This window comes from Bradyrhizobium sp. NDS-1, assembly GCF_032918005.1.
GTDB classification, from domain to species: domain Bacteria; phylum Pseudomonadota; class Alphaproteobacteria; order Rhizobiales; family Xanthobacteraceae; genus Bradyrhizobium; species Bradyrhizobium tunisiense.
This window is the reverse complement of sequence record NZ_CP136628.1, coordinates 4,790,959-4,813,540: the sequence shown is the minus strand read 5'-3', so window position 1 is coordinate 4,813,540 and position 22,582 is coordinate 4,790,959. Positions and strand designations below refer to the sequence as shown.

Annotated in this window: 20 protein-coding genes; 9 read left to right on the top strand and 11 right to left on the bottom strand. The window is 63.2% G+C overall.

Annotation, left to right across the window (positions count from 1 at the left end; genetic code table 11):
* Window positions 1-156 precede the first annotated feature (156 nt).
* Entirely contained in the window at window positions 157-1,545 is a 1,389-nt protein-coding gene (locus RX330_RS22830; RefSeq protein WP_317239891.1) for a tyrosine-type recombinase/integrase, read from the bottom strand.
* 275 nt (window positions 1,546-1,820) lie between these two features.
* On the opposite strand from RX330_RS22830, the gene RX330_RS22825 reads away from it, so the two are divergent.
* Complete coding sequence (locus RX330_RS22825) at window positions 1,821-2,183, top strand: DUF1428 domain-containing protein (RefSeq protein ID WP_317239890.1); 363 nt, start codon at window positions 1,821-1,823, stop codon at window positions 2,181-2,183.
* 10 nt (window positions 2,184-2,193) lie between these two features.
* Here RX330_RS22825 and RX330_RS22820 read toward each other — a convergent pair whose 3' ends face one another.
* From RX330_RS22820 to RX330_RS22810, 3 genes are all read right to left on the bottom strand, one after another.
* Entirely contained in the window at window positions 2,194-2,760 is a 567-nt protein-coding gene (locus RX330_RS22820) for an invasion associated locus B family protein (protein ID WP_317239889.1), read from the bottom strand.
* 63 nt (window positions 2,761-2,823) lie between these two features.
* Window positions 2,824-5,967 carry a multidrug efflux RND transporter permease subunit gene (locus RX330_RS22815; protein ID WP_212086844.1) on the bottom strand — a complete coding sequence of 1,048 codons (3,144 nt, stop codon included), beginning with the start codon at window positions 5,965-5,967 and terminating at the stop codon, window positions 2,824-2,826.
* The gene (locus RX330_RS22810; RefSeq protein WP_212086842.1) at window positions 5,964-7,133 is read right to left on the bottom strand and encodes an efflux RND transporter periplasmic adaptor subunit; all 1,170 of its coding nucleotides are present in this window, start codon (window positions 7,131-7,133) and stop codon (window positions 5,964-5,966) included. Before RX330_RS22810 ends, RX330_RS22815 begins: the two co-directional genes overlap by 4 nt.
* Window positions 7,134-7,508: 375 nt before the next feature.
* Here RX330_RS22810 and RX330_RS22805 point away from each other — a divergent pair, with 375 nt between their 5' ends.
* From RX330_RS22805 to RX330_RS22780, 6 genes are all read left to right on the top strand, one after another.
* The gene (locus RX330_RS22805) at window positions 7,509-7,748 is read left to right on the top strand and encodes a hypothetical protein (RefSeq protein ID WP_212086833.1); all 240 of its coding nucleotides are present in this window, start codon (window positions 7,509-7,511) and stop codon (window positions 7,746-7,748) included.
* Between the two features lie 402 nt (window positions 7,749-8,150).
* Window positions 8,151-10,550, top strand: a complete 2,400-nt coding sequence (locus tag RX330_RS22800) for a TonB-dependent receptor (RefSeq protein ID WP_317239887.1) — start codon at window positions 8,151-8,153, stop codon at window positions 10,548-10,550.
* A 2-nt stretch (window positions 10,551-10,552) separates the two neighbouring features.
* Window positions 10,553-11,242 carry a Fe2+-dependent dioxygenase gene (locus RX330_RS22795; protein ID WP_317239886.1) on the top strand — a complete coding sequence of 230 codons (690 nt, stop codon included), beginning with the start codon at window positions 10,553-10,555 and terminating at the stop codon, window positions 11,240-11,242.
* Window positions 11,239-12,180 carry a tonB-system energizer ExbB gene (gene exbB / locus RX330_RS22790; RefSeq protein WP_317239885.1) on the top strand — a complete coding sequence of 314 codons (942 nt, stop codon included), beginning with the start codon at window positions 11,239-11,241 and terminating at the stop codon, window positions 12,178-12,180. The genes RX330_RS22795 and exbB overlap by 4 nt, the downstream gene beginning before the upstream one ends.
* 3 nt (window positions 12,181-12,183) lie before the next feature.
* Window positions 12,184-12,642, top strand: coding sequence for a TonB system transport protein ExbD (gene exbD, locus RX330_RS22785; protein ID WP_317239884.1), 459 nt, complete (start codon window positions 12,184-12,186; stop codon window positions 12,640-12,642).
* 10 nt (window positions 12,643-12,652) lie between these two features.
* Entirely contained in the window at window positions 12,653-13,471 is an 819-nt protein-coding gene (locus RX330_RS22780) for a TonB family protein (protein WP_317239883.1), read from the top strand.
* On the opposite strand, the gene RX330_RS22775 is transcribed toward RX330_RS22780, so the two are convergent.
* The 7 genes from RX330_RS22775 to RX330_RS22745 form a co-directional block, all read right to left on the bottom strand.
* Complete coding sequence (locus tag RX330_RS22775) at window positions 13,459-13,881, bottom strand: hypothetical protein (RefSeq protein WP_317243954.1); 423 nt, start codon at window positions 13,879-13,881, stop codon at window positions 13,459-13,461. The genes RX330_RS22780 and RX330_RS22775 overlap by 13 nt on opposite strands.
* 62 nt (window positions 13,882-13,943) lie before the next feature.
* Window positions 13,944-14,624, bottom strand: a complete 681-nt coding sequence (locus tag RX330_RS22770) for a site-2 protease family protein (RefSeq protein WP_317239882.1) — start codon at window positions 14,622-14,624, stop codon at window positions 13,944-13,946.
* Window positions 14,625-14,775: 151 nt separating this feature from the next.
* The gene (locus RX330_RS22765; RefSeq protein WP_317239881.1) at window positions 14,776-15,171 is read right to left on the bottom strand and encodes a GFA family protein; all 396 of its coding nucleotides are present in this window, start codon (window positions 15,169-15,171) and stop codon (window positions 14,776-14,778) included.
* A 7-nt stretch (window positions 15,172-15,178) separates the two neighbouring features.
* Window positions 15,179-15,925: an SDR family NAD(P)-dependent oxidoreductase gene (locus RX330_RS22760; protein ID WP_317239880.1), complete on the bottom strand. Its 747-nt coding sequence runs from the start codon at window positions 15,923-15,925 to the stop codon at window positions 15,179-15,181.
* A 12-nt stretch (window positions 15,926-15,937) separates the two neighbouring features.
* A complete protein-coding gene (locus RX330_RS22755; protein WP_317239879.1) occupies window positions 15,938-16,669 on the bottom strand; it encodes an SDR family oxidoreductase in 732 nt (243 codons plus the stop codon).
* Between the two features lie 137 nt (window positions 16,670-16,806).
* Window positions 16,807-18,636, bottom strand: a complete 1,830-nt coding sequence (locus RX330_RS22750; RefSeq protein ID WP_212086796.1) for an IlvD/Edd family dehydratase — start codon at window positions 18,634-18,636, stop codon at window positions 16,807-16,809.
* A gap of 120 nt (window positions 18,637-18,756) precedes the next feature.
* Complete coding sequence (locus tag RX330_RS22745) at window positions 18,757-19,857, bottom strand: LacI family DNA-binding transcriptional regulator (protein WP_317239878.1); 1,101 nt, start codon at window positions 19,855-19,857, stop codon at window positions 18,757-18,759.
* Between the two features lie 201 nt (window positions 19,858-20,058).
* Between RX330_RS22745 and RX330_RS22740 the strand changes: the two genes are divergently transcribed.
* Window positions 20,059-21,126 (top strand): ABC transporter ATP-binding protein, encoded by a 1,068-nt coding sequence (locus RX330_RS22740; RefSeq protein ID WP_212086793.1) that lies wholly within the window; start codon window positions 20,059-20,061, stop codon window positions 21,124-21,126.
* Window positions 21,127-21,173: 47 nt separating this feature from the next.
* Window positions 21,174-22,493: an ABC transporter substrate-binding protein gene (locus RX330_RS22735; protein ID WP_212086791.1), complete on the top strand. Its 1,320-nt coding sequence runs from the start codon at window positions 21,174-21,176 to the stop codon at window positions 22,491-22,493.
* Window positions 22,494-22,582: the final 89 nt, after the last annotated feature.

Genomic DNA, 22,582 nt, shown 5'->3' with positions numbered 1-22,582 from the left:
GGGCCGGCCGCATGATCAGTAGGCGATTCGTGCCGCGCTTGCAGAGCTAAGAAACACCTAGCGTAGGAACAAATCGCAGCCGTGCCAACGAGTTAGCAACAAATTCCTCAGAATTTTTCTCGCAGTTTGCGCTAAGCCCCGTCGCGCTGTGCAGATTTAGAGGGCCGGCAACTTGACGGACTCTATGCAAGCCTTCTTCAGGCGCTTCAGCTGGGCGTTGGAGTACAGCCCAAAGGTGATTCCGACCTGGCTCTCGTGGCCCATAATGTCCGCCACGACGTTCTCCCGGTGGCCCGCATCCTCAGCCTTCGTCGCGAACCAGCGCCTAAAGCTATGAAAGTTGACCTTGGACCTACGTGCGCCTGGTCTTTTGTCGTGCACGCCAAGTTTCTTGCGATAGTAAGTGAACCGCTTCGAGAGAGCCATGGTCCGGTTGCCATCCCAGCCGGTGTCCTGAAAGTCGGGGAACAAGTAGGTCGTCGCATCGCGCGTGCCGACAAGTTTCGTGATCATCGGCCGCAGCACCGAATGAATCGGAATGGTTCGCACGCCCGCTGCGGATTTGCTGCGAGTGACACTGAACGTGTTGTCGCGGCAATCACCGACGCGAAGCTGGCCGATCTCATCGAGACGCATTCCTGAAAGGGCTGAAATCCTCATGGCGTTGGCCATGTCGGTGTCTGCCGGGCCGCCGAGAAGGATGCGAACCTCATCATCGGTGAACGGCCGCTCGGGACCCATCGGACCGTCCGGGGCGATCCTGTGTGCCTTGGCCTTGGGAAGCGACTTGCGCATCCAAGGATTCGACTTCACGCCGAAGCTCTTCTCTAACCACGTCCAGTATTGCCTTAGGGCGGACAGCTTCTTGTTGGCCGTCTTGAAGTGCACGCCAGCCTTGACGAACGCCTCATCACGGAAATCGGCGGCAACCCTATCGGTCGTGGTCTCGATGAAGAAGCCTTGGCTCGCCTTCGTGCACCAGTCCTTGAACTGCGCAAGCGCCGTACGGGCGTCAGCCTTGGTGCGCTCGCTATAGGTCGAGGCCGCAAGCCACCGTTCAACGTAGAGGTCGGCGGGAGTGACCTTTGCGGACGCCAACGGAACGAAGTCGGTGGCCTGCTTGGTGGCCGCCCGGGGTTCTGCAAAAGGCTCGTAGTCGTCACGGGTCCCGCCGGCTACCAGATCGATTTCTTCGGCCCGGTCCGTGATCTGATACATGAGGTCATTTCGCCGCGCGGCATCGGCCCGCACGAATTCCTCCCGGAGAGCCATGGCTTCCAAAAGAAGCGGGTCTTGATCCTCGGGTCCGGGCGTCCGGTGTTTGGCGATCTCGGACTTCAAATCCGCAACGGCGTTCCAGCGAGCTATACGGGCCACCCGGAGGTCTGTCGTCTCTAGGGACTTCAGGAGCCGCTTCTTGCCGAGGGCCCGCCGCAGCGTCCTAGGGAGCTCAGCGACGGCATACCAAGTCGTTCCTTCGCCCCGGGGCTGGGTCAGGTAGCGCCGATCACCGCCACATTTTTCCGCTCGCAAAATCACATTCACTTCGCCTGCCCCTAACGGTGCCCCCAACGGGGCGCCCCCAACGCAGGCATCGATATAGGGCTGTTTTCGCGGTATTTCCAGGCCATCTGAAGTACTGGCGTAGGGTCCAGGTTCCCCAGCCAGTTCCGGGCACTTTTTCGTCTTGCTCTCTCGCTAAGCTGCTCGGCAGGACGAGGTCCGGCTCGCGACGGTTTGCCTCATCTAAGATCCGCTTGTCCTTGTCGGATCGCCGTGCGCTCCATCGTCCTTGGACCATGCAACCAAGGAGATCAGTGATGCCCTATGTCGATGGTTTCGTGCTCGCCGTGCCCAAGGACAACATCGAAGCCTATAAGGCGATGGCCTCGACGGCCTGCGCGATCTGGATGGAGCACGGTGCGCTCGATTATGTCGAATGCATCGCCGACGACGTTCCCTATGGCGAGCTCACCTCGTTCCCTCGCGCGGTGATCGCGAAGGAGGACGAGATCGTTGTGTTCGCCTGGATCGCCTACCGCGACCGTGAGGCCCGCGATGCCATCAACAAGAAGGTGATGGCAGACCCGCGGCTGAAGATGGAGGGCATGCCGTTCGACGGCAAGCGCATGATCTATGGCGGCTTCACGACGCTGCTGCGGGCGAGCGACATCGTGACCTGACGGCTGGCCGTTACTTGATCTTGTCGTAGGCGCCGGCGAAGTCGCCGAGCGGCATCGGGATTGCGATAGTCTCCTTGGCCATGTTCTGGATGGAGACCTTCAACTGCTTGCCCGACCGTAAGGACGCGAGCAGGTCGGCCGCGACCGGGGTCGAGGCATAGCAACCTCGGTTCTCGCAGGTCTGGATCTGGAGGTCGACCGTCTTGCCCTCGTCGACCTGAAGCTTGGCGCCGACCGGAAGGTTGAGACCGAGCGGCAACTGAAGCAGCGCAATCGGCGTGCGCGTGTCCGGCGCAATGCGGATGTTGATCAGGACGACGGTCTGGCCGGTCTTGGTCAGCACCGCGTTCTGCTCCATCGCACATTCGAGCGGCGCCTCGCGGCTCGGGCTGGTGCAACGCACGATCCAGCCGGATTGCTGCGCCGGCGCGCCGTCGGCCTGGGGCTGAGTCGGGGCCGGCGCAGGCTGTGCCGCCGGGGCGGGGGCGTTCTTCTTCGCACCCTGCTGCGCATAGGCGGCGCTCGCGGACAACAGGACAGCAGCGGCGAGGGCGACAAGTCTGGATTGCATGAGCATGGCGAAACCGCGTTGGCGTGAACCGGGGTCTCGCTGTAGCGTCGCGCAAGACGCTGCGCAAGCTTACTCGGCGGCTTCCTTGACGGTGTGCGCGGGCGCCTCGTGGCCTTCGTCGTCACCCGAACGGCCCCAGGTGGAAAACCAGTTGTTGAGCTTGTCGAGATAGAGATAGACGACGGGCGTGGTGAACAGCGTCAGGGCCTGGCTGACGATCAGGCCGCCGACCATGGCGTAGCCGAGCGGCTGGCGGATCTCGGCGCCGGTGCCGTGACCGAGCATCAAGGGCACGCCGCCGAGCAGCGCGGCCATCGTCGTCATCATGATGGGGCGGAAGCGCAGCAGCGCGGCCTGGCGGATCGATTCCTCCGGCGTCTTGTGCTCGTCGCGTTCGGCGGCGATCGCGAAGTCGACCATCATGATGCCGTTCTTCTTTACGATGCCGATCAGGAGGATGATTCCGATCAACGCAATCAGGCTGAAGTCGAAGCCGGCCGCCATCAGGATCGCGAGCGCGCCGACCCCGGCCGAGGGCAGGGTCGACAGAATCGTGATTGGATGGATGTAGCTCTCGTAGAGGATGCCCAGGATCAGATAGACCACGACGAGCGCGGCGAGGATCAGCAGCGGAACGGTGCCGAGCGACTGCTGGAATGCCTGCGCGGTACCCTGGAAGCTGGAATTGAGTGTCGGCGGCGTCCCGAGTTCGGCCATCGCCCGCTGCACGGCCTCGGTGGCCTGTCCGAGCGCGACGCCTTGCGCGAGGTTGAAGCTGATCGTGATCGACGGGAACTGGCCCTGGTGGCTGATCGAGAGCGGGCGGACCGGATCGGTAGTCCAGGTCGCGAACGTCGATAGCGGCACCTGCTCGCCGGTCAGCGGCGATTTGAGATAGAGCTTGTTGAGCGTATCGAGGTTGCCCTGCATCTCCGGCAGGATCTCCAGGATCACCTTGTAGGTGTTGAGCTGGGTAAAATACTGCGTGACCTGCCGCTGTCCGAAGGAATCATACAGCGTGTCGTCGATCAGCTGAGGCTGGATGCCATAGCGCGAGGCGGTATCGCGGTTGATCTTGAGCTGGACCGTGGTGCCCTGCGTCTGCTGGTCGGTCGCAACGTCGCGCAACTGCGGCAGCGTCTGCATCTTGGCGAGGATCTTGGGCGCCCATTCGTTGAGCTCGTCCAGATTGGCGTCCTGCAGCGTGAATTCGAACTGGGTGCGCGTCGGCCGGCCACCGAGCCGCACGTCCTGCGCCGCCTGCATATAAAGGCGGGCGCCTTCGACCTTGTCGAACTGGGGACGCAGTCGCGCGATGATCTGCTGCGCCGAGGCCTCTCGCTGATCGCGAGGCTTCAGCGTGATGAACAGATTGCCGTTGTTGCCGGCGCGGCCGCTGCCGCCGATAGACATGGCAACGCTGGCGACGTCGGGATCGGCGAGGATGATCTTGCCGAGCTGTTCCTGGCGCCGGGTCATCTCCTTGAACGAAATGTCCTGCGAGGCCTCGGACGTGGCCGTGATCAGGCCGACGTCCTGCTGCGGGAAGAAGCCCTTCGGGATCAGGACGAACAGATAGATCGACAATCCGAGCGTCGCGAAGAAGATCGCAAGCGTGGTGCGCCGCCAGGCGAGGGCGTGATCCAGAGCATATTCATAGCCGCGCAGCAATCCGTCGAAAGCGCGCTCGCTCCATTGGTAGAACCGGCCGTGCTGCACCTCGCCATGGGCGCGCAGGAAGCGCGAGGCCATCATCGGCGTCAGAGTCAGCGACACGAACATCGACACGAAGATCGTCATCGCCAGCACGACGGCGAATTCGCGGAACAGGCGCCCGATGATGCCGCCCATCAGCAAGAGTGGGATCAGCACCGCGACCAGCGAGATGCTGATCGAGACGATGGTGAAGCCGATTTCCTTGGAGCCCTTGAAGGCGGCCTCCATCGGCGAGTCGCCTTCCTCGATGTAGCGGGTGATGTTCTCGAGCATCACGATGGCGTCGTCGACCACGAAACCGACCGCAATGGTGAGTGCCATCAGCGACAGATTGTCCAGCGAATATCCGACCGGCCACATCAGGGCGCACGCGCCCAGTAGCGCCAATGGCACTGTCACCGTGGGAATGACGGTGGCCCAGAAGCTGCGCAGGAAGATGAAAATCACCATGACCACGAGCGCAATGGTCAAGAGCAGCGTGAACTGGACGTCTTCGACCGCGGCGCGGATCGTCGCGGTGCGGTCGCTGATCAGCTCGATCTTGATGGCGGGCGGAATGGCAGCCACCAGCCGGGGCAGGGTGGCCTTGATGCGGTCGACGGTCTCGATGACGTTGGCGCCGGGCTGCTTGAAGATCACCAGGAACACGCCGCGCTTGCCGTTGGCCCACGCCGCCTGCTTGGCGTCTTCGGCGGCGCTGACCGCCTGGCCGATGTCGCGAATGCGCAACGGACCGCCGTTGCGGTAGGCGATGATGACGTCGTTCCAGTCCTTCGCGTGGGTAAGCTGGTCGTTGGCGTAGATCGTGTAGGCGCGCTTCTCGCCGTCGATATTGCCCTTGGGGCTGTCGACCGTCGTGATCGCGATCTGGCTGCGGACGTCCTCCATCGACAGGCCCTTTGCCACGAGCTTGCCCGGATCGACCTGAATGCGGATCGACGGTTTCTGCTGTCCGCCGATGAAGACCTGCGCCACGCCCGAAAGCTGGCTGATCTGCTGGGCGAGCTGGGCGTCGACGGCGTCGCTGACGCTGGTCAGAGGCAGCGTCTCGGAGGTTGCCGACAGCAGCAGGATCGGGGCGTCCGCCGGGTTGACCTTGCGATAGGTCGGCGGCGAGGGCAGGTTCTTCGGCAACTGGCCGCTGGCGGCGTTGATGGCGCCCTGGACGTCGTTGGCGGCGCCGTCGATGCTGCGATTGAGGTCGAACTGGATGGTGATCGACGCCGTGCCCAGATAGCTCGTCGAGGTCATCTGGGCGATGCCGGGGATCTGGGCGAACTGCCGTTCGAGCGGCTGCGCCACCGACGAGGCCATCGTCTCCGGGCTGCCGCCGGGCAGGTTCGCGGTGATCTGGATGGTCGGGAAGTCCACCTGCGGCAGCGGTGCGACCGGCAGCAGGGGATAGGCGACGAGGCCGACGAAAAGGATGCCGGCCATCAGCAGCGAGGTGCCGATGGGATAACGGATGAAAGGTGCCGAAATCCCGCCCCCAATCATTCCTGTCGAACCTTTTTCTGGGCCGGATCCGAGCTCGCCACCGCTGTCGAGACGACGCTTCCGGGCTGCACCTTGAACTGACCGCCGACGATGACCTGCTGTCCGGGGATCAGGCCCTCATCGACGACCGAACGTCCATCGATGGCGTAGCTGACCTTGATCTTGTGCATCTCGGCCTTGTTGTCCTGATTGACCGTATAGGCGTACAGGCCGTTGGTGGAATGCTGGACCGCATCGTCGGGAACCACCGTGGCATCCTTCAGGGTCCGCACCAGAAGCCGCGTCGAAACCGACTGGCCCGGCCACAGCGCGTGGTCCTTGTTGTCGAACAAAGCCTTGAGCCGAATGGTCCCGCTGCTGGTGTCGACCTGGTTGTTGATGACCGCGAGCTTGCCCTCGGCCAGCGTCTTCTTGCCGTCGGTGGTGAAGGCGATCACCTTGAGCGCGCCGGCCCGCTGGCCTTCGCTGATATAGGGGAGCTGGTCTTCCGGCGCCGTGAAGATCACGGTGATCGGCTCGACCTGCGAGATCGTGACGATGCCCGTCTGCGTCGAGGCGTTGACGATGTTGCCGATGTCGACCTGGCGGAGCCCTGCGACGCCCGTGATCGGCGCCTTGATCTGCGTGTAGTCGAGCTGGGTCTGGGCGTTGGCGATCGCGGCTTCGTCGCCGGCGATCTGGGCGGTGAGCTGGGCGACGGTGGAGCGCTGGGTATCGACCCGCTGTGCGGTGGAGAATTCGCCAAGCTTCATGGCGCGTTGGAGTTCGAGATTGGCGTTGGCGAGGTTCGCCTCGTCCTGTGCCTTCTTGGCCTTGGCCTGGTCCAGCGCGGCCTGATAGGGGCGGGGATCGATCGAGACCAGAAGATCGCCCTGCTGGACGATCTGGCCCTCTTTGAACTCGAGCCTGGTGATCTGACCATCCACTCGGCTGCGGACCTGCACGGTGTTGAAGCCCTGAACCGTGCCGAGACCGGTGAGGTAGACCGGGAAGTCGAGCTTCTGAACCGGCGCGACGCTCACGGGGACGGCGGGCTGGCGGGGCGGACCTTTCTGGGCGGTCTGGGTTTTTCCGGCCTCGGACCCGAATTTCTGCCAGCCATAGTAACCCGCGGAGGCCACTGCCGCGATGATCAGAAGCCAGAGGATCGGCCGGGACTTTTTCATGTCGTCTCGTGTCGGCTCGTATGCCCTCAGCTACGAATTACGGGGCAATCGCAGGGTTCCAGCAGTTTGTATAATACACGCCAAGTTCCAGTGTAAACAGCACTAACAGTTGAGAATCCTAAACAATTGGAAAGCTTTGCACCGTCTGGGCAGTGCTCTGGCGCGGCGGTGTGCAGCGCTGGATCTCCCGACCGGACCGATCGGCGGGCCGGTCTTGTGCGGCACCCGCAGATGGCGTGGTCAACCTCAAGCGCGCCGCGCCTGCGCCGCTCCTGGGGCTGGCAACAAGAGTGGTTCTAAATCGCGCGGAAGCCGTTTCGGTTGTCAGGAATTTCGGCATCGTTCATATCGGCGCCGCCACAAAGGGAGCGCAGCATGGACGAATTGAATGGCAAGCTGATCGCGTGTCAGATCCTGATCACGGGATTGATCGCGCGTGTGGCCAACGAGCAGCGCGATCCCTTGCGCTTCCTCACCGACTTCCGGGACGAGATCAAGGCCGTCGTAAACGGCGTCAATATCGCCGGCATGGACAGCACCGATCGCGTGCGTGCCGTCGCGCAGAAGACCGTCGATGAATTGTTCTCGCTGATGAAGCCGCCGCACAGTGATTGAACGAGAGCCGGCAGGACTCGCGAGTCCTTTCAACTTTGCGAAATCCGTGCGCGCTCCGATCTGGACAAATTCAAATGTGCGGACGGACATGTTGCATTGACCTGATTTTGCCCGATCGATAGGACCGCATTGTTGCAAGCATCTCCGTCTCGATCACGCGCATCAACCGGCGCCCTGATGAATGCATTTGGGGACAGCAGCAATCGAAATGCAGATTAGAACGCTTCAACTTTAGAGCCGTTCGAAACTGCGAGCTCCATCGAGTTTAGAATCGTTTTGAAATGAACGGATTCAGTCGGAATGTTGGCCTGATCGCGTTGACCCTCGTTAACACGCCCGATAGCACCATTGCGTCGAGTTGTCGCAATGCGACCAATCGTCGTTGAATTAGTGGGGCGTGAAATGGGGAATGTTAGATCACCGCGGTCATTGCGTTCGACCGTGCTGAAAAAGTCTGTCGACAACAATTTCGAGGCTGCTGCGGGCAAGACAGTTTCCGCCGTTGCAAGCCTGATAGCAGTCGCGACGGTCTCGAGCGGCGCAGAGGCGCAGCAGTCGAACCTGCCGCCGGTGACGGTCGACGCTCCTGTCGCGCGTCCGCGTCCGACGGCCTCGAAGCCTTCGCCGGAGCAGGTCCGTGCCCGCAACGCGCTTCGCCGCGCCGCGCAACGCGAGCAGGCGGCCCAGCAGGCCGCGCCGACTGCGCCGTCTGGCGCTCCCGACAGCAATCCCTATGCCGATCCGGCCGCGCCCTACAAGGTCGACCACGTCCAGGCCTCGGGCAAGTTTCCCGAGAAGATGCTGAACACGCCCAAGTCCATCACGGTGCTCAGCAAGGAAGTGCTCGAGGACAAGAACGCGACGACGCTGAAGGAAATCGGGCGTTCGACCGCGGGCGTGACGCTGGGCTCAGGCGAAGGCGGCAACGCGTTCGGTGACCGCTTCTTCATCCGCGGCTTCGACGCGCGCAACGACGTTTTCATCGACGGCATCCGCGATCCCGCCGTTTCCATCCGCGAGAACTTCTTCACCGAGCAGATCGAGATCCTGCGCGGCCCGGCATCGTCCTATGCCGGCCGCGGCACGGCCGGCGGCGCCATCAACATCGTCACCAAGCAGGCCGGCGACGTCAATTTCAAGCGCATGGACTCCGAGTTCGGCACCGATCAGACCAAGCGTGTCACGCTCGACGTCAACCAGGTCATCGACCCGACCTTCTCGGTGCGCGCCGGCGGCCTGTTCCAGGATGCCAACGTGGCCGGTCGAAACTACGTCACCGATGATCGCTGGGGCACCTTCATCTCGACCAAATACACTCCGACCAGCGACATCAAGATCACGACGAACTACGTCCACACCGACCTCAGCGGCTATCCCGATTTCGGCGTGCCCTTTTACAGGCAGGGTAATGTGCCGGTGACGTCGGCCGGCATTCCGCGCGGAAACTGGTACGGCTTCCTCAACCGCGACTTCCAGACCGCGCGGCAGGATTTCGGCACCGGCATCATCGAGTACAAGGTCAACGAGGCCATCACGCTGACCAGCAAGGTGCGCGGCGAGCACTCGGTGCTCAACTACATCGGCACGCTGCCGCAGAATCCGAACACCACCAGCCCCAATCCGCTGCTCTGGACCACGACGGCGAGCGCGCAGAGCCGCTACCAGACCGTGGACGTGTGGGCCAACCAGAACGAGGCCACGTTCAAGCTCGATACCGGCGGGGTCAAGCATACCGCGGTATTCGGTGTAGAATATGCGAACGAGAACATCTCGATCGACCGCTACGCCGGCCTCGCGTCTGAGCTGTCCGGTTCCGCCTTCACCAGCACCGGCGCCGTGACGGGGGTCAATCTCTACTCGCCACAGTACACCTACATTCCCTTCGGCATACCGTCGCTGCTCGGAAATCCGACGCGCTATGGCGTCAACACCAGCAGCGTCTATGTCATGGACACCGCGAACTGGCAGGACACCATCATCGTCAACGGCGGCGTGCGCTATGACGGCTATAGCCAGAGCGCGTCGAACAATTCGAACTATGTGAAACAGAACGCCGATTTGGTGAACTACAACGTCGGCCTCGTCTACAAGCCGATGTCGATCGGCAGCATCTATGCAGCCTACGCGACCTCGGCCAATCCGTTCGGCTCGGAGCTGGACGCGACCGCCACCGACTACGGCGGTGTTCCGCCCAACGCGACCCTCCTGCTCGGGCCCGAGCGCAACAAGGCGATCGAGGTCGGCACCAAATGGGAGCTCGCTGATCGCCACCTGCTGGTGACGGGCGCGTTGTTCCAGACCACCAAGGACAACGCGCGCGAGACCGTCAGCGGCTTGCTGACGTCGGGCGCGGCCTACAGGATCCAGGGCATCGACATCGAAGCCGAGGGCAAGATCACCGATCGCTGGAGCATCTTCGGCGGCCTGGTGCTGATGCAGTCCAAGGTCACGCAGAGCGGCGTTGCCTCGAATCTAGGCCTGCAGCTCGCCAATGTTGCCCACCAGTCGTTCAGCATGCTGACCAAGTACAAGTTCGACGGCGGCTGGGAGCTCGGCGGGCAGGCGGTGTACCGCTCGAAGGTTTACGGCGGCACGTTTGCGGCCAACACCAACGAGCTGCCGAGCTATTGGCGCTTCGATGCGTTCGTCGAGAAGAGGATCGACCTGAACTGGACCATGAAGTTCTACGCGCAGAACCTCACGAACAAGCTCTATTACGACTCGTTCTATCGCAGCGCGGTTCCGTTCGTGGCGGTCGCGCCGGGCCGAGCCTTCTACATCGTCACGACTGCGAAGTTCTGATCATGTTGACCTGCCTGCCAGCCGTTCTCAGCAAGGATGATGTGGCGGATTTCCGCCGCATCATGGCTGCGAGCGACTGGGAGGACGGCCGCTCCACCGCCGGCGCCCAGTCGGCGATGGTCAAGCGCAACGAGCAACTGCCGCCCGATAGCGAGGTCGCGCGAAAACTCGGCAACCGCATCATCTCGGCGCTGACGTCGAATCCACGTTTCGTCGCGGCGGCCATCCCGCTCCAGATCTTCCCGCCGTTGTTCAACCGCTATGCCGCAAGTAGCGGGCACCATTTCGGCCTGCATGTCGACAACGCGATCCGCGGTGACCGTCTGACCGGCCTTCGCATTCGCACAGATCTGTCGGTCACCCTGTTCCTCGCCGAGCCGGAAGAATACGACGGTGGCGAACTTGTGATCGAGGACACTTACGGCTCGCACGAAGTGAAGTTGCCGGCCGGCGACTGCGTGCTCTATCCCTCCACCAGCCTCCATCTCGTCACCCCCGTGACGAGGGGAACGCGGGTTGCGTCTTTCTTCTGGCTTCAGAGCATGATACGGGACGATCAAGCTCGGAGCATGATCTTTGACCTCGACACCGCGATACAGGCGCTGGTGGAACGGCTCGGGCGTGACGATCCCGAAACGGTCAAATTGACGGGTATCTATCACAACCTCATTCGCTACTGGGCCGAAGTATGAAGACCATGACCTCAAAAGCAAGCCTTGCCGCAGCCGCGATGCTGGCGGTCGCCTGGCTCGCATCTCCTGTTTCCGCCCAGACGCAAACCCCGCCGGCACCGGCGCAATCGACGGCTCAGCCGGCCCCGGCAGCAACCGGGCCCGGTGCTCCGGCGCCTTCGGCTTCGACGGCAACCGCGCCCGCGGCTCCAACGGCGGCCACCGTTTCGACAACCGCCAAGCCTGATGCTGCGGCCGTCGCGCCGGCGATGAAGGAGCTGTCGCCCTGGGTCATGTTCATGTCGGCCGACGTCATCGTGAAGGCGGTGATGATCGGGCTCGCCTTCGCATCGCTGGTGACCTGGACCGTCTTCATCGCCAAGTCGGTCGAACTGTCGGTCGCATCGGCCAAGCTTCGTTCGGCACTGAAGAAGATTTCGGAGACGCGTTCCCTTGCCGAAGCGCAGATGGCGCTCGGAGCCAAAGAGGGGATCCTGCCGTCCTTCCTGGCGGCCGCCCTGCGCGAGGCGCGCATGTCGGCCGGCCTGTCCAGCGATGCCGGCATCAAGGAGCGCGCGGCCTCCAGCTTTTCCGAGATCGTGCGCGCCGAGGCACGACGCATCCGGATCGGCATGGGCGTGCTCGCGACCATCGGCTCGACGTCCCCCTTCGTCGGCCTGTTCGGCACGGTCTGGGGCATCATGAACAGCTTCATCGGCATCTCGAAGTCGCAGACCACGAACCTCGCCGTCGTTGCGCCCGGCATCGCCGAGGCACTGCTCGCCACCGCGATCGGCCTCGTCGCCGCGATCCCCGCCGTCATCATCTACAATCACTTCTCACGCGTGACGAAGGGCTATCTCGAACTCGTCAGCCGCGCCTCGGGTGCCGCGGGCCGGCTGCTCTCGCGTGATCTCGACCGCAGCCACGGCAGCGTGCACTCGCGCGCAGCGGAGTGAACCATGGGCGTTTCGCTCGCAGACAATGACGGCGAAGACGACGATTTCGCGGAAACGCATGACATCAACGTCACGCCGTTCATCGACGTCATCCTGGTGCTGCTGATCATCTTCATGGTCGCAGCGCCGCTCTCCACGGTCGACCTGCCGATCGATCTGCCGACGTCGAGCGCGACGCCGCAGAAGAAGCCGGACAAGCCGACCTATCTCAGCATCAAGCCGGATCTGACGCTCGCCATCGGAGAAAACCCGGTCCACCGCGCCGAGCTGATCGGCACGCTCGATGGACTGTCCGACATGAGCAAGGACAAATACGTCTTCCTGCGCGCCGACAAGTCGGTGCCGTATGGGGAATTGATGGGAGTCATGGAGCTCTTGCGCGCAGGCGGCTATACGCGGGTGAAACTGGTGGCGCTGGAAGGCGCTCCGGGCGCGCCCGCGGCAGGCGCCGCTCAGCCTTAAGAAGGCCCGTATGTCGGACGAACTCAGACCATCCCGGAAGCTCTGGATCCTGGCCGCGGTGGCGGCGCTCGGGCTTCATCTGGGTGGCGCCGCGCTCGCGCTGGCGCACCTGCGCGCCGATGATGACGGCGATGGTCTGGGGGCAGCCGGCGCGGAGTTCGCGGTGGAGATGACGTCGCCGGAGGTTCAGGAGTCCAATCTGCCCGTTGCGCCGACGGAATCGGACGAGTCCGAAGAGCGCCCGGCACTGCCTGAGCAAAAGACCGAGACGAAGGAGACGGACCTTCCCCAGGATCGGCCGCAACAAGTCGAGGATGCCGATCGTATCGTCACCGAGAACAAGCCGAAGAAGGAACAGGACGACGATCCGAAGGTGGCTGCGGTTGAAACGCCGGCCATGGAGGCGTCCCAGAAGTCGGTTGCAGCGGATCGGCAGACTTTCGAAGACGCAACGCGCGAGGCCGAGAAGGCCATGGCGCCGGTGCTCGGCATCGGCAAGGACCTGCTGAAGCTAACGGCCGATTGGAACCGCAAGATCAGCGCACATCTCGCGGCACACAAGGTCAATCCGGAGGGCAAGGAGCCCAGGGATCAGACTGCGAAGGTGAGTTTCGCGCTCAACCGTAGGGGCAACGTGGTTTCCGTCGACGTCGTGGAATCCTCCGGAGACCCGGCCTATGATGCGGCTGCGATCTCCATGGTCCACAAATCCGATCCTTTCCCGGTCCCGCCGACCGAACTCGCCGAGGACCGGTTCGAGCGCACCGTCGAGATCAAGTTCAAGCCGCGGGACGAGAAGAAAAAGAAGAAGACGGTTCAGCGCCAGTAGAGCCGGATGCCGACATAGACCACGACCAGGCAGGCGAAGATCAGCGCCACCGGCAGCGGCCGTTTCTGGGGACCAGCATATGCCGCCGCCCCCGAGGACGCGGCCTTCTTCGGCTTCGGTGCCGGACGGCGGAAGGCGGTAACATTGTCCGCGGCCGGCTCAGCCGCACGTGGGCGGACGTCGGGCGGGGTTCCAGCGCCACCCATCTCGGCATAATAGGCCTTGTAGATCGCGCCGATGGTCGTCTCGGTGGCTTCATCCTCGCTCATTTGCGCCAGCAGGTTATGGTAGCTCGCCAGGAATTCCTGGGCCTCCGGCGGCAGCGCGGACGATCCGTTGAGCTTGGCCATCATCTTCCAGGTGGCGAAATCGGCGCGGGCGCGGGTGTCTGCGCGTCGCGCGATCAGCATATCGGCAGCTTTGACCAAGTCGGCCTCTGGCCCTTCGGCTTGTGTTCGGTGGCGCTGTTCAACTACGCATTGCCGGTCAGGAAGAGAACAGCCTGAATCACATAACCGGTCAACGTCCGCAGTATTGCTGAAATAACATCAAGATTTAGACCGAACTGGGAACCCGCCAGCGGTAGCAGGATCAGGATCGCGATCAGGATCAGCATCCCGAACGGCTCGAGCCGGGCCAGCGGCTGGGCGAGGGGACGGGGCAACAGCCCGACCGCGACGCGCCCGCCATCGAGCGGCGGAATCGGCATCATGTTGAAGACCGCGAGGATGGCGTTGATGATGAGCGCATTCTTGAGGTTGTCGGCGACCCATTTCGCCGAGCTGGCAGGGACAAGGGGCAGGGCATGGAAGGCAAGGGCCGCGGCCAGCGCCAGCGCGATGTTGGTGACAGGCCCGGCCAGCGCCACCCAGACCATGTCGAGCCTCGGGTTGCCAAGCTTGCGGAAATTCACCGGCACCGGCTTGGCGTAGCCGAACAGGAACGGCGAATGCGCAAACAGCAGCATCGCCGGCAGGATCAGCGTGCCGAACGGGTCGATGTGCCTGATAGGATTGAAGCTGACCCGCCCGAGCTGCGCGGCCGTATTGTCTCCGAGCCGGTCGGCAACGAAGGCATGTGCCGCTTCGTGGAAGGTGATGGCGAGCACGAGGGGGAGCACCCACACCGACAAGTCATAAAAGGAGATATTCACCAGCTCATCCGTTCCGGTTCGCTCGCGGCCTTGCAGCCGTTCCAGCCAAACCGGCGGTGCAGCGACGCTTCAGCTCAACATAGGGTGGCCTGTTCCGAAATGCCACGCCGCAAATGATCCGCCCGCAGCACGCTGCCGTGCAATCGCGCAACTATGCCGGGATCGTCCCCGGATATTGCACCAGGCCGTCGTCGAGCTTCAGCCAGGCGGGCTTTTCCGAGACCCAGATGTGCTCGGTCGGCGCGAAGGCGTTGCGGTCGTCGAACACGGAGAGGGACACGCCCGCCAGCAGCGTGCCGTTGCGCCGCCAGGCGAACAGCCGCGTGCCGCAGCGCTTGCAGAACACGCGGTCGATATTCTCCGAGGAGGCGTAGCGCTCCGTTTCACCTTCCACGGTCAGCGCGCGCTGGTCGAACTGCGCGCGGGCGAAGAACGGCGAGCCCATCGCCTTCTGGCAGGTACGGCAATGGCAGACGCGAACGTTGAGCGGCTCGCCCTCCGCCTTGAACCGCACCGCGCCGCACAGGCATCCGCCCTCGTGGATCATGCTGTCCTCAATAGGTTGCGCGCCCGCCCGAGATATCGAACACGGCGCCGGTCGAGAACGCACAATCCTCGGAGGCCAGCCAGCTCACCATCGCGGCGAGCTCTTCCACCAGAACGAAACGCGCCTTCGGGATCTTCGACAGCATGAAGTCGATGTGCTGCTGCGTCATCTGGTCGAAGATGGCGGTCTTCGCCGCCGCCGGGGTCACCGCATTGACGAGGATGTCGTGGGCGGCGAGCTCCTTGCCGAGCGATTTCGTCAGCGCGATCAGGCCGGCCTTGGACGCCGAGTAATGCGCCGCATTCGGATTGCCTTCCTTGCCGGCAATCGAGGCGATGTTGACGATGCGCCCGTATTTCTGCTCGAGCATCGCAGGCACGATCGCCTTGCAGACGATGAAGGGACCGTCGAGATTGATGCGCAGAACCTTGCGCCATTCCTCGAGGTCGGTCTCCCAGACCGGCTTGTTGACACCGGCGATGCCGGCATTGTTGACGAGGATGTCGATCTTGCCGAAGGCCTTGAGCGTGGCATCGCGGGCCTGCTCGACCGCCGCGGTGTCGGTGACGTCGACCTTGAACACGCGGGCGCCGTCGCCGATCTCCTTTGCGGTTTTCTCAGCCAGAGCGGCATCGAAATCCCAGATCGCGACCTTCGCACCGGAGGCGACGAAGCGTTCGGTGATGGCACGGCCAAAGCCCTGCGCGCCGCCGGTGACGACAGCGATGCGGCCGTTGAGATCGATCTTGTTCATGCTGGCGGCCCCTCAGAGCATGTAGCCGCCGTCGACGACGAGGTCGACGCCGGTGGTGAAGGCGCTCTCGTCGCTGCCGAGATAGACCGCCATGCTGGCGATTTCCTCGGCGGTACCGAGCCGGCCCATCTTCTGGCGGGAGATGAACATCTCCTTGCCTTGCGGGCCTTGCGCGGCGGCGCGATCGAGCATCGAGGGCGTCTCGACGGTGCCGGGGCAGATCGAGTTGCAGCGGATACCCTTGGTGATGAAGTCGAGCGCGACCGCGCGCGTCAGCAGCGACACCGCCGCCTTGGACGAGCTGTAGACGTAACGGTTGGCCGGCGGCCGCAGCGCCGCGCAGGACGAGATGTTGACGATGCTGCCGCCACCGCCCGCCAGCATGTCCGGCAGGAACGCCTTGATGGTCCGGTGCATCGACTTGACGTTGAGGTCGAACGAGAAGTCAAAATCCTCTTCCGAGCATTCCAGGATGGTGCCGTGGTGCACGAAGCCCGCCGCGTTGAGCAGGATGTCGATCTTGCCGACACGCTTGGCAAAGGCGTTGACGTCGGCGGTGTTGCGGACGTCGAGCTTTGCGACCTCGGCGATGCCTTCCTTGGTCAGGCCCGCGATTCCGGCTTCATTGATGTCGGTGGCGATCACGGTGGCGCCTTCACGCGCGAATGCGATGGCGCATGCGCGGCCGATGCCTGCGGCTGCAGCCGTGATGACGGCGCGTTTGCCCTTGAGGCGGTCTGCCATGTCGTTTTTCTCCTTGTAGGTTCGTCATTCCGGGGCGCGCCTCTTGGCGCGAGCCCGGAATCCATTGTGCAGCGTGTTATGAGGTTCGATGGATTCCGGGCTCGCGACTGCGTCGCGCCCCGGAATGACAGACGTTGTTAGTGATTATCCCGCGCAACGCCAAACGTGCCGGCGACGTTCTGGTACCTTGTGGCGAGCTCCATGCAGGCTCCGGTCGATTGCTGGCCGACGGTGTTGCGATAGATCTCCTGCCACGGGGTCTGGTTTTCGGGATACTTGAAGCCGCCGGCGGCCTTCAGCTCGGCGTGACGCTTCTTCAGCTCCTCGTCCGAGATCAGGATGTTGGCGCTGCCCTTGTTGAGGTCGATGCGCACCTTGTCGCCGGTCTTGAGGACCGCAAGGCCGCCATTGGCGGCAGCCTCCGGCGAGGCGTTCAGGATCGAGGGCGAACCCGAGGTGCCGGACTGGCGGCCGTCGCCGATACAGGGCAGGGACAGGATGCCGCGTTTGATCAGCGCCGCGGGCGGCTGCATGTTCACGACCTCGGCGCCACCAGGGTAGCCGATCGGCCCGGTGCCGCGGATGAACAGCACGCAGCGCTCGTCGATGTCGAGCGAGGCATCGTCGATCCGCTCGTGATAATCCTCCGGTCCCTCGAACACGATGGCACGGCCCTCGAATGCGTTCAGGTCCTTCGGGTTGCTGAGATAGCGGTCGCGGAATTCCTTTGAGATCACCGAGGTCTTCATGATCGCCGAGTCGAACAGATTGCCCTTCAGCACCAGGAAGCCGGCGTCCTTCACCAGCGGCTTGTCATAAGCCCAGATCACGTCATTGTCGGGCTTTGGCGCATCCTTGCAATTCTCGCCGATGCCGCGCCCGTTGACGGTGACCGCATCCTCATGGATGCGCTTGTGCTTCATCAATTCGCGTACCACCGCCGGCACGCCGCCGGCGCGATGGAATTCCTCGCCGAGATAGAAGCCTGCAGGCTGCATGTTGACCAGCAGCGGCACGTCATGGCCGAATTTCTGCCAGTCCTCGATCGAAAGCTCGACGCCGATGTGACGGGCGAGGGCGTTGATGTGGATCGGTGCGTTGGTCGAGCCGCCGATCGCCGAATTGATCACGATGCAGTTCTCGAACGCCTTGCGGGTCAGGATGTCCGACGGCTTGAGGTCTTCCCAGACCATCTCGACGGCGCGTTTTCCCGTCTCGTAGGCGATCTGGCCGCGTTCGCGATAGGGTGCGGGAATCGCCGCGCAGCCCGGCAGCGAGAAGCCGAGTGCTTCGGCGAGCCCGTTCATGGTCGAGGCTGTACCCATGGTGTTGCAATGGCCGACCGAGGGCGCCGAGGAGGCCACGATTTCCATGAACTCTTCATAGTCGATCTCGCCGGCGGCGAGCCGCTCGCGCGACTTCCAGACGATGGTGCCGGAGCCGGTGCGCTCGCCGGCATGCCAGCCGTTCAGCATCGGGCCGCCCGACAGCACGATCGCGGGCAGGTTCACGGTCGCCGCCGCCATCATGCAGGCCGGCGTGGTCTTGTCGCAGCCGGTGGTCAGCACCACGCCGTCGAGCGGGTAGCCGTAGAGGATCTCGACGAGGCCGAGATAGGCGAGATTGCGGTCGAGCGCTGCGGTCGGACGCTTGCCGGTCTCCTGGATCGGATGGGTCGGGAATTCCATCGCGATGCCGCCGGCCTCGCGGATGCCTTCGCGGACGCGGTGCGCGAGCTCGATATGGTGGCGGTTGCAGGGAGAAAGGTCGTTGCCGGTCTGGGCGATGCCGATGATCGGCTTGCCGGACTGCAACTCGGCGCGCGTGAGGCCGTAATTGAGGTAGCGCTCCATATAGAGCGCAGTCATGCCTGGGTTATGCGGGTTGTTGAACCATTCCTGCGAGCGAAGGTGGCGTCGCGAGCCGTTGCCGGCGGGCGCATGCCCATTGGTTGTTTTTTTTGTCATTGGCTTCTCCTGCAATGCAAACGCACACGTCCGGCCTGGAGTGCCGGCTCGTGCGATGCCCAACGGCGCGAATGATGGATCGCTGGCCCGCTGACGGGTCGTTTCCTCACAATGGCGATACTAGTCATGGCTACTTGGTAACGCTACCATTTTGTTCGCCGCACCTACGGCTGAAACGGCCGGCCGGCTCTCCGAATGGCGCGACGACGAGCTTTGCCGCTCGATGACCTTGAAGCCGAGATCGAGCACCGGATGCTCCGGACGCCGTCCATCGATCGCCTCGATCAGCATGGTGGCGGCCGTCTTGCCCATCTCGTAGCGGTTGGTGCGCACGCTGGTGAGGGTGGGGACGGCGGATGCCATGAATTCGAGGTCGTTGAAGCCGACGATCGCGATCTGGTCGGGGACCGCGATGTCGCGGCGCCGGCATTCGAACAGAACGCCGAGCGCGAGGTCGTCATTGGCGCAGAACACCGCATCGAGGCCCGGCTCTCGCGCCAGCAGATCGGTGAACAGAGCGCCGCCGAGCGTCACGGAGGTCGGTGTTGCGGTCGTGACGACTTGGCGCTGCTCGAACAATCCGGCGTCTTTCATGGCCGAGACATATCCGTCAAGCCGCCGCTGCACCCGCGGGTCCATGCGCGCGCCGACGAAGCCGATCTTGCGGTGCCCCTGTTCGAACAGGTGCGCAACCGCTGCGCGGGCTGCGTCATAGTGCGAAAAGCCGATCATCATGTCGACCGGATCGGGGCCGATCTCCATGATCTGCACGATCGGGCAGTCGGCGGCCTCCAGCATCGCGCGCGACTCCGCGGTCTGGTCGATGCCGGTAACGATCAGGCCGGCCGGCTTCTGCGCGAGAAACAGGCGCAGCAGCTTCTCCTCCTGGAGAATGCTGTAGCGTGTGTTGGACAATTGGATCGAGTAGCGGTTGCCTTCGGACGCATCGTAGATGCCGCGCAGCACGTCCGAAAACACGTTGTTGGTGAGAGAGGGGATCAGAACGCCGATGACTTCGGTGCGTTGCGAGGCCAGCGCGCGCGCCGCAAGGTTCGGGACATAGCCGAGCTCCTTGGCCGCGCTCTCGACCCGCGTCCGCTTGCCGATCGACAGGGCCTCCGGATTACGAAAGAAGCGGGACGCCGTAATCGGGCTGACGCCGGCAAGCTCGGCGACTTCCGCCAGCCGGATTTTGCCTGACTTGGTGCGTTTTCGACCCATTTGTTGCTCTTATCATAGTCGGGCCTGCAAACAAAGGAACGTTGACAGCGCTACCAGCACCGACTAACCAAAGACAAATTGCCAAAACCGCACAAACTGCCGACAATGTTGCCCGCTAAGATCGGGCCTGGTCCGGTGAAGTCTGAAAAACAAGACGGTCGCGGCGCTCGATGCGTCGTGGACTTTCGAGGAGGGAGCTAGATGTCGTCTGTGCAAATCCGCGACGTGCGGAAATCGTTCGGCAATTTTGAAGTCCTGCACGGCGTGACTGTACCGATCGAGGACGGCCAATTCGTCGTTCTGGTCGGCCCCTCCGGCTGCGGCAAGTCGACGCTTCTGCGCATGCTCGCCGGTCTCGAGAACATCACCTCCGGCACGATCTCGATCGGCGACCGCGTCGTCAACAATGTCCAGCCGAAGGAGCGGGACATTGCAATGGTCTTCCAGAACTACGCGCTCTATCCGCACATGACGGTCGCCGACAACATGGGCTTCTCGCTGAAGCTGCGAAATGCCGGCTCCGACGAGATCAACAAGCGCGTCAGGCGCGCTGCCGAAATTCTCGCACTGACGCCGCTGCTCGATCGCTATCCGCGCCAGCTCTCGGGCGGCCAGCGCCAGCGCGTCGCGATGGGCCGCGCCATCGTGCGCGATCCCCAGGTCTTCCTGTTCGACGAGCCCTTGTCGAACCTCGACGCCAAGCTGCGCGTCGCCATGCGTACCGAGATCAAGGAGCTGCACCAGCGGCTGAAGACGACGACCGTCTACGTCACCCACGATCAGATCGAAGCCATGACCATGGCCGACAAGATCGTCGTCATGCATGACGGCATCGTCGAGCAGATGGGCACGCCGCTCGAGCTCTACGACAAGCCTGACAATCAGTTCGTCGCCGGCTTCATCGGCTCGCCCGCGATGAACTTCCTGAAGGGGCATGTGCGCAGCAACGGCGTCGCCACCTTCGAGGGGCCGAACGGCGTCAAGCTGCCGCTCAAGTCCGCGCCCGCAGCGTCCGACGGCCTTCCCGCCGTCTACGGCGTGCGGCCCGAGCACTTCACCATTGCCGATGACGGCGCTGAAGCCGAGATCGTCGTGGTCGAGCCGACCGGCTCGGAGACGCAAGTGTTCGCCAAGATCGGCGGCGAGCAGGTCGTCGCGGTCTTCCGCGAGCGCCACCAGTTCAACCCGGGTGACAAGGTCCGGCTGAAGCCCGACCCGTCGCTGGTCCATTTGTTCGACGAGGCGACGGGGAAGCGCCTGAACGCGTAGCGCAAGTTCGAGTTGAGATAATAAAAAAGCATCACAGGGAGGACGACATGCAAGACTTTACCCGCCGGACTCTGCTTCAAGGCGGAACGGCACTGGCTGCAACCGGTATGCTCACCGGGCCGGCACTGTTCGATTTCGCCAAGGCCTGGGCGCAGAGCGCGCCCTGGAAGGCCGAGCCCGGTGCCAAGCTGACCGTGATGCGCTGGAAGCGCTTCGTGCCGGCGGAAGACGATGCGTTCAACGCAATGGTCGCGGCGTTCAAGGCCGCCACCGGCACCGAAATGAACGTGTTCAGCGAATCCTTCGAGGACGTGCAGCCGAAGGCCTCGGTCGCGGCCAATACCGGCTCCGGGCTCGATCTCGCTTGGGGCTTGCACACGCTGCCGCAGCTGTTCCCCACCAAAGTGCTGAAGATGAACGACGTTGCTGATTATCTCGGCAATAAATATGGCGGCTGGACCGATGCCGCCGCCAAGACCTGCAAGCAAGGCAACGACTGGCTCGGCATTCCCGTCGCGACCAATGGCGGCTACATGACGTACCGCAAGTCGGCGCTCGACAAGGCGGGGTTCAAGGAATTCCCGAAGGATTTTCCCGGTTTCCTCGAGATGTGCAAGGCGCTGAAGGCGAACAACACGCCGGCCGGCTTCGCGCTCGGGCATGCGTCGGGTGATGGCAATTCCTGGCTGCACTGGGTGCTCTGGGGCCACGGCGCCTACACGGTCGACCAGAACGACAAGATCATCATCAATTCGCCGGAGACGGCGAAGGCGCTGGAGTATTGCAAGTCGCTGTACGAGGCCTTCATCCCGGGCACGGCGTCCTGGAACGATTCCTCCAACAACAAGGCGTTCCTCGCCGGCGAGCTCTATTGCACGGCGAACGGCATCTCGATCTACGTCGCCGCCAAGACCGATGCGAGCAAGAAGGAGCTCGCCGAGGACACCTATCACGCGCTCTGGCCGGTCGGACCGGTCGGCAAGCCGAGCGAGCTGCAGCTTGCGCTGCCGATCCTCGCCTTCAACTTCACCAAATATCCGAACGCGGCGAAGGCATTCGTCGCCTTCATGCTGGAGAAGGAGAACTACGAGAAGTGGCTGGATGGCGCGCAGGGCTATCTGACGCAGACCTTGAACGGCTATGAATCGGCGCCGATCTGGAAGGCCGATCCCAAGAATGCCGTGTTCTCGCAGGCGTCCAAGCGCACTTTGCCGGCGGCCGGTATCGGTACGGTCGGCGAAAAGGCGGCAACGGCAATCGCCGACTTCATCGTCGTCGACATGTTCGCCAATTACTGCACCGGCACCAAGGATGCGAAGGGCGCGATGGCGGAAGCCGAGCGCCAGCTGAAGCGCATCTATCGCTGAGGGTCACGGAGCGGGCGGCAGTCGCGCCGCCCGCTCGTCAACATTTCGATCAGGGATATCGGGCATGGCTGATGTCGCAATTCCCCGGG